8 protein-coding genes are annotated in these 8,618 nt (G+C 72.8%); 4 read left to right on the top strand and 4 right to left on the bottom strand.

What is annotated here, in order from left to right; translation table 11 throughout:
* Both ACFXAM_RS35985 and ACFXAM_RS35980 read right to left on the bottom strand, forming a co-directional pair.
* Positions 1–624 (bottom strand): TetR/AcrR family transcriptional regulator (locus ACFXAM_RS35985; protein ID WP_380297814.1); only part of this gene is annotated, 624 nt, incomplete at its 3' end.
* Positions 625–886: 262 nt separating this feature from the next.
* The gene (locus ACFXAM_RS35980) at positions 887–2,410 is read right to left on the bottom strand and encodes an MFS transporter (RefSeq protein ID WP_380297812.1); all 1,524 of its coding nucleotides are present in this window, start codon (positions 2,408–2,410) and stop codon (positions 887–889) included.
* An 88-nt stretch (positions 2,411–2,498) separates the two neighbouring features.
* On the opposite strand from ACFXAM_RS35980, the gene ACFXAM_RS35975 reads away from it, so the two are divergent.
* Positions 2,499–2,930, top strand: coding sequence for a MarR family winged helix-turn-helix transcriptional regulator (locus ACFXAM_RS35975; RefSeq protein WP_380297811.1), 432 nt, complete (start codon positions 2,499–2,501; stop codon positions 2,928–2,930).
* Positions 2,931–3,004: 74 nt separating this feature from the next.
* Here the strand turns inward: ACFXAM_RS35975 and ACFXAM_RS35970 are convergent, their stop codons facing one another.
* A complete protein-coding gene (locus ACFXAM_RS35970; protein WP_380297810.1) occupies positions 3,005–3,967 on the bottom strand; it encodes a M56 family metallopeptidase in 963 nt (320 codons plus the stop codon).
* Positions 3,968–4,120: 153 nt separating this feature from the next.
* Positions 4,121–4,690, bottom strand: coding sequence for a DUF5134 domain-containing protein (locus ACFXAM_RS35965; RefSeq protein ID WP_380297808.1), 570 nt, complete (start codon positions 4,688–4,690; stop codon positions 4,121–4,123).
* A gap of 374 nt (positions 4,691–5,064) precedes the next feature.
* Here ACFXAM_RS35965 and ACFXAM_RS35960 point away from each other — a divergent pair, with 374 nt between their 5' ends.
* Genes ACFXAM_RS35960 through ACFXAM_RS35950 form a run of 3 tightly spaced genes read left to right on the top strand, consistent with a single transcriptional unit; the run spans position 5,065 to position 8,296 of the window.
* Positions 5,065–6,465, top strand: coding sequence for a DUF6421 family protein (locus tag ACFXAM_RS35960; protein ID WP_380297807.1), 1,401 nt, complete (start codon positions 5,065–5,067; stop codon positions 6,463–6,465).
* On the top strand, positions 6,462–7,220 hold the full coding sequence (locus ACFXAM_RS35955; RefSeq protein WP_380297805.1) for an SDR family oxidoreductase: 759 nt from the start codon (positions 6,462–6,464) through the stop codon (positions 7,218–7,220). Before ACFXAM_RS35960 ends, ACFXAM_RS35955 begins: the two co-directional genes overlap by 4 nt.
* A complete protein-coding gene (locus tag ACFXAM_RS35950; RefSeq protein WP_380297816.1) occupies positions 7,217–8,296 on the top strand; it encodes a threonine aldolase family protein in 1,080 nt (359 codons plus the stop codon). The genes ACFXAM_RS35955 and ACFXAM_RS35950 overlap by 4 nt, the downstream gene beginning before the upstream one ends.
* Positions 8,297–8,618 lie beyond the last annotated feature (322 nt).

The following is an 8,618-nucleotide window of genomic DNA, read 5'->3' as shown; positions in this document are numbered from 1 at the left end:
CCGGCCGCGGCCCGGGGCCCCCCGGGGGGCGGCCGGCCGCTCCCGTTCCGGGGGGAGGGGCTGCGGCGGGCGGCCCAGCTGCCAGGGCAGGTCGTAACGGCGGAACAGGTCGGCGCGGATCGGGGCCAGCGGCAGCTCCGCCCCGGGCAGCAGCACGCCTATGCAGCCGCCCATGAGCGCGCTGCGCAGCACCGCGTGCTCGGCCACCGGGTCCGGCGCGCCCCAGTCGCGCAGCAGCTCCTGGAGGATGGTGCCCAGCCGCTGCTGCTCGGGGTCCTGGACGAAGGCGCCGGTGTCCGGGTCGAGGATCAGCGCCAGGTGCGAGCGCATCACCCGCGGGTGGTCCATGGCCAGGCCGAGCACCGCGTCGATGGCCCGGGCCAGCCGGGCCTCCGGGCCCGCGCCGGGGTCCAGCTCGTCGAGTGCGGCGGAGAGCGTCTGGTGCATCATCCGGTGGGTCGCGGACTGCATCAGCAGTCGTTTGCCGTCGAAGTAGTAGGAGAGCAGGCCGCGGGCGAGCCCGGCCCGCTCGGCGATGTCGGTCAGCGTGGTGCCGGCGTATCCACGCTGGTCGACCAGTTCGACGGTGGCCCGCATGATGCGTCGCCGGGAGCGCTGTCGCATCTCCTCATTGACCGAATCCCCGCGAGGTGCCATCGTGTCTGCTCCGTACGTTCGTTGGCTGGCGGCCAATATACTGGCCCGGCCGCCGACCGAACCCCGGCGGCCGGCCCCTGGCCGGGCGGACGGGTTCGGATCGTACGGAGGCGCCGGCCCTACCAACACGGGGGTTTGGTAGAGCCGGCGCCCTGCTCCTCGGCGAGGGCCGGACCGCGGCGCCGGGAGTCCCCGTCCGGGGCCCCTGCCGTCGTCCGGCGCTCGCCGGTCAGCTCTTGCTGAGGACCTCGCCACGCTCCTCGGCCAGGCCTTCCCGGCTTACTGACGGATAATCATAGTCCGGCACCGGCCGGGGAGTTGCCTTCTTCCGCCGGTCGAGCACGGCGCCGGTGACGGCGATCACCAGGCCGATCAGCGCGACCCCGGTGACGAAGAGCAGTGCGGGCCGGTAGCCGTCCAGCTGGGCCTGGGCGCTGGTGCCCCCGCCGTTGCCGGCGGTGATGATCGCGGTGGCGCCGGCCAGCACGACCGCGGTGCCCACCTGGATCGCGGTGTTCACCAGTCCGGAGGCGAGCCCCTGCTCCTCGTCGGCCACCCCGTCGGTGGCGGCGATGTTCACCGAGGGGAAGGCCAGCGCGAAGCCGACGCCCAGCAGGACGATCGAGGGCAGCACCAGGGCCGGGTACGAGCTGTGCTCGTCCAGCCGCAGGAACAGGGCGAAGGCGGCGACCAGGGCGAGCAGGCCGATCGGCAGCAGCCGGCCGGTGCCGAAGCGGTCCACCACCGGGCCCATGAACGGCGCCGAGAGGGCGATCATCGCACCGGCCGGGAGCAGCCCGAGCGCCATCGCCAGGGCCGACCAGCCGAGCAGGTCCTGAAGGTAGAGGGTGACCACGAACTGGAAGCCGCCGTACGCGCCGGCCATCACGAAGGCGATCACATTGGCCCGGGCGACCCCGCCGTTGCGGAAGATGCCGAGGCGGACCAGCGGGTGCGCGGTGCGGCTCTCGGTCACCAGGAAGGCCGCCACGAGCAGCACCACGGCGGCGAGCGAGCCCAGGGTGCGCAGGCTGAGCCAGCCGGCGCCCTGCGCCTCGGTGGCGGTGAAGACCAGCAGCAGGACGGCGGCGGTGCCGGTGATCGCGCCGAGCACGTCGTAGCGCCCGTGCGCCTTCTCCTCGACGGGGCGGGGCAGCAGCCGCACGGCGAAGGCCAGGGCGATCAGTGCGATCGGGACCGGCATCAGGAAGGTCCAGCGCCAGCCGACCGAGGTGAGCAGTCCGCTGAGCACCAGGCCGAGCGAGAAGCCGCTGGCGCCGCAGGTGGTGTAGATCGACAGTGCCCGGTTGCGGGCCGGGCCCTCGGGGAACGTCGTGGTGATGATCGACAGGCCGGCCGGGGCGGTGAAGGCGGCCGCGACGCCCTTGAGGAAGCGGGCGGCGATCAGCAGGCCGCCGTCGTCGACCAGGCCGCCGAGCAGGGAGGCGGCGGCGAAGACGGCGAGCGCGGTCAGGAAGACCCGGCGGCGGCCGAGCAGGTCGGCGGTGCGGCCGCCGAGCAGCAGCAGGCCGCCGTAGCCGAGCACGTAGCCCGAGACCACCCACTGGAGGGTGGAGGTGGACAGGTGCAGTTCGGAGCCGATGGACGGGAGGGCGATGCCCACCATCGAGACGTCCAGGGCGTCCAGGAAGAGCGCGGCGCAGAGCACGATCAGCGTGCCCCAGAGGCGGGGAGTCCAGTGGGCCCCGGCAGATGACGGTGCGTCGGGTGTCGCGGCGGTCGCTGTGGTCATGGCGCAAGAGACTACATGCACATGCATCCAATGCAAGTGAATAAGATGTTAACGCAGTAATTGTGGTCGCCTGTGATACCGTGGCGGCGTGGCTGAACTCGACTCCCCGGCGGAGGCAGGTCTGGTCGCCCAGTGGCGCGACCTGCTGGCCCGGCATGCCCAGACCGCCTGCCTGCTGGACCGCGAGCTCGGCGAGAAACACGGGCTCGGCATGAGCGAGTTCGAGGTGCTGGAACGCCTGGTCGAGGGCTGCGACGGCACCGGCGGCGGGCTGCGGGTCCAGGAGCTCGCCCCCACCGTGCACCTCAGCCAGAGCGCGCTCTCCCGGCTGATCGGCCGGCTGGAGAAGGCCGGACTGGTCACCCGCGCGATGTGCGCCGACGACCGGCGCGGCATCAACGTCGCGCTGACCGGCGAGGGCCACCGGCGCTACACCGAGGCGCGCGCCCTGCACCGCGAGGTGCTGTCGCTCACCCTGGCCGACGACCCGGCGCCCGGCTGCGGGCCGGCCACCGGCTGAGGTCGCGTCAACCCGCTCTCCGGGACCGAGAGTTCACGGGCCCGGTGCGCGGATCCTCCGGCGCCGGCCGGCGCTCAGCGCAGGGCGAGCAGGCCCGGCGCGGCGGCCAGCACGACGACCGCGGCGGGGGCCGCCAGGGCGGCCAGGGTCAGCTGCAGCCGGCTCGGCACCGACAGCCGCGGCCGCCCCGCCAGCAGCCGGTCCACCCGCTTCGGCGACTGCGCCAGCCCGGGCGGGCAGGAGCCGAACACCCCGCGCCCCAGATTGATCTCGGCCAGCGCCAGGGCCGTGGTGTGCCGCCCGTGCCGGCGCGCCGCCCGGTCGTCCGCCGCCAGCTCCACCAGCTCGCCCACCTGATCCCGGAAGGCGCTGAACACCCCGACCCCCGGGAACCCCGAGGCGAGCGCCTGGGCACCCTGGGCCAGCCAGTGGTGCCGGGCCCGGACGTGCCCGCGCTCGTGGCTGAGAACCGCCGCCAGCTCCCGGTCGGTCAGCTGCCGCATCGCCCCGGTGGTCACCACCAGCCGGGATTCGTGCCCCGGCAGCGACCACGCCTCCGGACGGACGTTCTCCAGCACCACCAGCCGCTCCCGGCGCGGCCGGGCGCCGTGGCCCGAGGAAGGCTCGATCGACTCCGGCAACGGCGGTGACAGCTGGGCGAGTTGGGCGTGCCGCCGGTCGCGCAGCGCCTTCGCCGTACGGACCTCCCGGGTCAGCGCCAGCACCGTCTGCAGCCCGCCCGCCGCCAGCACCGCCGCACAGAGCCGGCCCCAGCCCTCGGCGTTGTGCAACCCGTACGCGGCCTCCACCCCGGTGGGCGCGCCGGAGAACAGCACCGAGCGCAGCGCGGGGAGGGCGGCCATCGCGGCGAGCACCAGGCTCAGCGCGCAGCACAGCAGCACGGCCACCACCAGGCACTGCCAGACCAGCAGCGCCAGCACCGGTTCGCGTTCCACCCAGCGCGCCCGGGCCAGCAGCCGCGGGGCGGCCGTCGCGAGCAGCAGTCCGAGCAGCAGCAGGCCGAGCAGGGCCGTCATGGCATGGGCTCCCCGAGGACGCACGGAGCGCGACAGTGCGCTTCCCGCCAACTTATGCGCTGCCGGGGTGCGGTGGTACGAATTCCGGCCGGCCAGTGACCAACGCCACGGCGACGCGGCGGCGCGGCGGGTTCCGCATGCGGCGCGCGACCGCTACATGGTCAGGAGCATGGCGAACATGCCGATCACCACCGACAGCCGGCAGGCCCGCGGCAGCCCGGCCGAGACCGCCGGCACCGCACCGCCCGGCCCGCTCAGCAGCCGGCTGCCGGACCACAGCGCGTACCCCCCGAAGTAGAGGAGCAGCACACCGGTCAGCGCCGGCCAGCCCGGCGCCGCGTGATGACCGACGTGGCCGGGCGCCGCCGCCATCACCAGCGCCATGTACGTCATCGCCAGCGCGCCCACCGCGTGGTGCAGCCGGTGCGCGCGCCGCGCCGGGCGGCGGACGGCCGCGAGCAGCAGGAGCACCGCCGGCGGACCGTACACCCAGGCCCACACCTCGCCCGGCACCGCCGTCCCGGTCACCGCCATGGCCGCCATCCCGCAGCCCATCAGTCCCTCGGCGAGATCCGACTCGTGGGTGCGCAGCCGCGGACCGGCGGGCGCGGCCCGCCCCCGCGCCGGTGCGCACGGCGTGCGGCGCAGCCGGGAGAGGCAGTAGCCCCCGGAGGCCGCGCCGAGGACGGCGAGCAGCCAGCTGACCAGGTTCGGACCGTGCAACGTCGGCCTCCCGGGCGGCGCGGACGGGCGTTCGGTCCACGGTCGCCGCCCGCCGCCCCGGGCAGCAGGGCGCGAACGGGGGCGCACGGAGGTGCCCGTCGCGCAGCTCCCGGCGGCCCCGCGCCGGTCGGCCGCCTCGCGTCCGGTGACGCCCGCCGCCCCCGGTGGCGGCGCCCCGGCACGCGCGGCATGGTCGGCTTGGGGGCCTTCGTCCGGCGGCGTCCGGAAGGTCCCGCGGACCGTTCGCCCGCCCGCCGCTCGCGCCCCGCAGGGCGGGCCGCCGAAGATCCGTCGCCAAGCCCCCCCTTGAACAGAAGAACCTTTCGTACTTATGGTGGTCTCGTTGAAAACCCTCCTGTCGAAGTGAGTCCACGATGCAGAATCTTTCGCCAAGGCTCGCTGTGGCGGCCGACGCCCCGGCCCAGAACCTCGCCGAGCACCCGGCCTGGCTGCGACTGAAGGAGGCCGTCGAGAACCTGCGCCCGCTGCAGTCCAAGGACGGCTCCATCGACCTGTCGGCCGTGCAGCGCCACACCGTCGACCCGCTGGTCGCCACCGTGCGCACCGCCGTCGCGGAGCTGGCCCCGCACTTCCCGCACGACGCCGCCTACCTGGCCGCCGTCGACGCCGACCTCGCCAAGTGGGCCGACACCGGCTACCGGGAGCCCGACTTCCTGGACTCGCTGCTCGCCTTCCAGCCCGCCGACCAGCGCGAGGACGGCCTGCAGCACCTGGTCGTCTTCCCGATGTACACCCAGAACGGCAACCCGAACCGCAACCTCGAAGCCGTCCTGCTGAACGTCGTCTGGCCCGAGTGGCTCGCCGAGCTGGAGCGCACCCGCTTCGACAACCCGATGTTCGTGCCGATCACCTTCACCGACTTCACGGCCGGCTACGACACCAACTCCGCCGTCCTCTTCCCCGAGACCGTCGCCGTGCGCAAGGCGCCGGAACGTTTCACCTGGGGCGGCATCTTCTGCGACCGCGAGGCCGCCCGCTTCCGCGTCGTCACCTCCAACGCCGTCGACCTGCTCGGCCTGGAGATCCCCGCCGACGCCGAAAGCCTGCTGGGGGACCAGGAGCGCACCCAGCAGACCTTCGTGCTCTGGGACCTCATCCACGACCGGACCCACAGCCACGGCGACCTGCCGTTCGACCCCTTCATGATCAAGCAGCGCAGCCCGTTCTGGATGTACGGCCTGGAGGAGCTCCGCTGCGACCTCACCACCTTCAAGGAGGCGGTGCAGCTGGAGTCCGAGGGCAACGAGCACGCCCGCGACGTCCAGTACGCCGTCCTCTTCGACCGCCTCTTCCGCTTCCCGCTCAGCGGCGACCGCGTGCGCAACTACGACGGCATGGGCGGCCAGCTGCTCTTCGCCTACCTGCACAAGCACAACGCCCTGCAGTGGCGCGACAACCGCCTGAGCATCGACTGGGACCGCGCCCCGCAGGTCACCAACGCGCTCTGCGCCGAGATCGAGACCCTCTACCGCGACGGCATCGACCGCCCCAAGCCGGCCCACTGGGTCGCCGCCTACGAGCTGGTCTCCCGCTACCTCACCCCGCACCCCGCCTCCACCTGGGCCAAGGGCACCGAGGCGCTGCCGTTCGACCTCACCGACCCCAAGGCGCTCAACAAGGCCCTGTGCGACGCTGTGCTCCCCGACGAGTTCCCGCTGAGCATGTTCTACGAGGCCCTCTCGAAGAAGCTCGGCGGCGTCATCGCCTCCACCGCCGGCATCACCGGCGCCGGCCTGCAGGGAGCTGCCGCGTGACCACCGCACCCAAGGGACCGCTGACCGGCAAGGTCATCGCCGTCGCCGGAGCCAGCGGCCCGGCCGGCCAGGCCGTGCTGCGCCGCCTCGCGGCCGACGGCGCCACCGTCATCGGCGCCGACATCGACGCCCAGCGCCTGGAGACCGCGCTCGACACCGTCCGCGTCGCCGTGCGCGGAGCGCGGATCAGCGGCCAGGTCATCGACCTCCTCGACCCGCAGGAGGTCCACGACTGGGCCGACCACCTGGAGGCCGAGCACGGCCACGTCGACGGCGTGTTCCACCTCGTCGGCGGCTGGCGCGGCAGCAAGACCTTCTTCGAGAGCCGGATCGACGACTGGGACTTCCTGCACGACACCGTCGTGCGCACCCTCCAGCACACCTCGCTGGCGTTCCAGCCCGCGCTGCTGCGCAGCGAGGCCGGCCGGTACGCGATGATCTCCGCCGCCGCCGCCCACAAGCCCACCTCGGGCGGTGCCGCCTACGCCGCCGCCAAGGCCGCCACCGAGGCCTGGACGCTCGCCATGGCGGACTCCTTCCGCAAGGAGACCACGGCCGAGGACGGCAAGCCCACCGCCGCGGCTGCGATCCTGGTCATCAAGGCGTTGGTCAGTCCCGAGATGCGGGCCGAGAAGCCGGACGCCAAGTTCGCCGGCTTCACCGACACCGCCGACCTCGCCGCACACCTGGCGGGCCTCTGGGACCGCCCCGCAGAAGAACTGAACGGACAGCACCTGTGGCTGACAGCCCGATGACCGACCCCTCCGGCAGCACGGACGCGGTACGGCGGCACGACCCCGCCGTCCGCGGCTTCGCCAGCGACAACTACGCCGGCGTGCATCCCGAGATCCTCGCCGCGATAGCCCTCGCCAACGGCGGCCACCAGGTCGCCTACGGCGAGGACGACTACACCGCCCACCTGCAGGACGTCTTCCGCCGCCACTTCGGCGAGCAGGCCGAGGCGTACCCCGTCTTCAACGGCACCGGCGCCAACGTCGTCGCCCTGCAGGCCCTGCTCCCGCGCTGGGGCGCGGTGATCGCCGCCGACACCGCCCACATCAACGTGGACGAGGGCGGCGCGCCGGAGAAGATGGGCGGCATCAAGCTGCTCACCGTCCCCACCCCGGACGGCAAGCTCACCCCCGAGCTCATCGACCAGCAGGCCTGGGGCTACGGCGACGAGCACCGCGCGCAGCCGCTCGCGGTCTCGATCACCCAGAGCACCGAGCTCGGCACCCTCTACACCGTGGAGGAGATCCGGGCGATCGTCGACCACGCGCACCAGCTCGGCATGCTGGTCCACGTGGACGGCTCGCGCCTGGCCAACGCCGCCGCCTCGCTGGGCGTGCCGCTGCGCGCCTTCACCACCGACGTGGGCGTCGACGTGCTGTCCTTCGGCGGTACGAAGAACGGCCTGCTGTTCGGCGAGTGCGTGGTCGTGCTCAACCCGGAGAAGGTCCGGAACATCAAGTTCCTGCGCAAGACCTCGATGCAGCTCGCGTCGAAGATGCGTTTCGTCTCGGTCCAGTTCGAGGCGCTGCTCTCCGGTGACCTCTACCTCCGCAACGCCGGCCACGCCAACGCGATGGCCACGCGGCTGGAGACGGCCGTCCGCGCGATCGACGGGGTGACCGTCGTGCGCCCGGCCCAGGCCAACGCGGTGTTCGCGATCCTCCCGCGCGAGGTGAGCGAGCGGCTGCAGAAGCGCTACCGCTTCTACTTCTGGAACGAGCACACCGGCGAGGTCCGCTGGATGTGTTCCTTCGACACCACGGAGGCCGACATCGACGCCTTCGCGGCGGCCATCGCCGAGGAGATGGGCCGCGCCTGAGGCCGACTCCGGACCGCGGATCGTCCCGTCCTGCGCGAGCAGGGCGGGACGATTTGCATGTGGCGTCCCCGTCCCCGTACAGTTCCGGAGTCGCCGCGAGAGAGCGGGGACAAGCGGAAAGCGAAGTCGGCTGAATGAAACTCCGGAAAACGGAGCGGAAAACATCTGATAAGCTGGAAACACGAAAGAACGAAGCGCCCGGAGGGCCGGTGTGAAAGCCGCCTGATGGAAGCGTCCGTTCCTTGAGAACTCAACAGCGTGCCAAAAGTCAACGCCAGATATGTTGACATCCCCGGCCTCAGATTCTCTGGGGTTGGAGATT

This window comes from Kitasatospora sp. NPDC059462, assembly GCF_042749955.1.
In the GTDB taxonomy this organism is placed as follows: Bacteria; Actinomycetota; Actinomycetes; order Streptomycetales; family Streptomycetaceae; genus Kitasatospora.
Note: the sequence above shows the minus strand (reverse complement) of the source record. Positions and strands in the feature narration are given on the sequence as shown.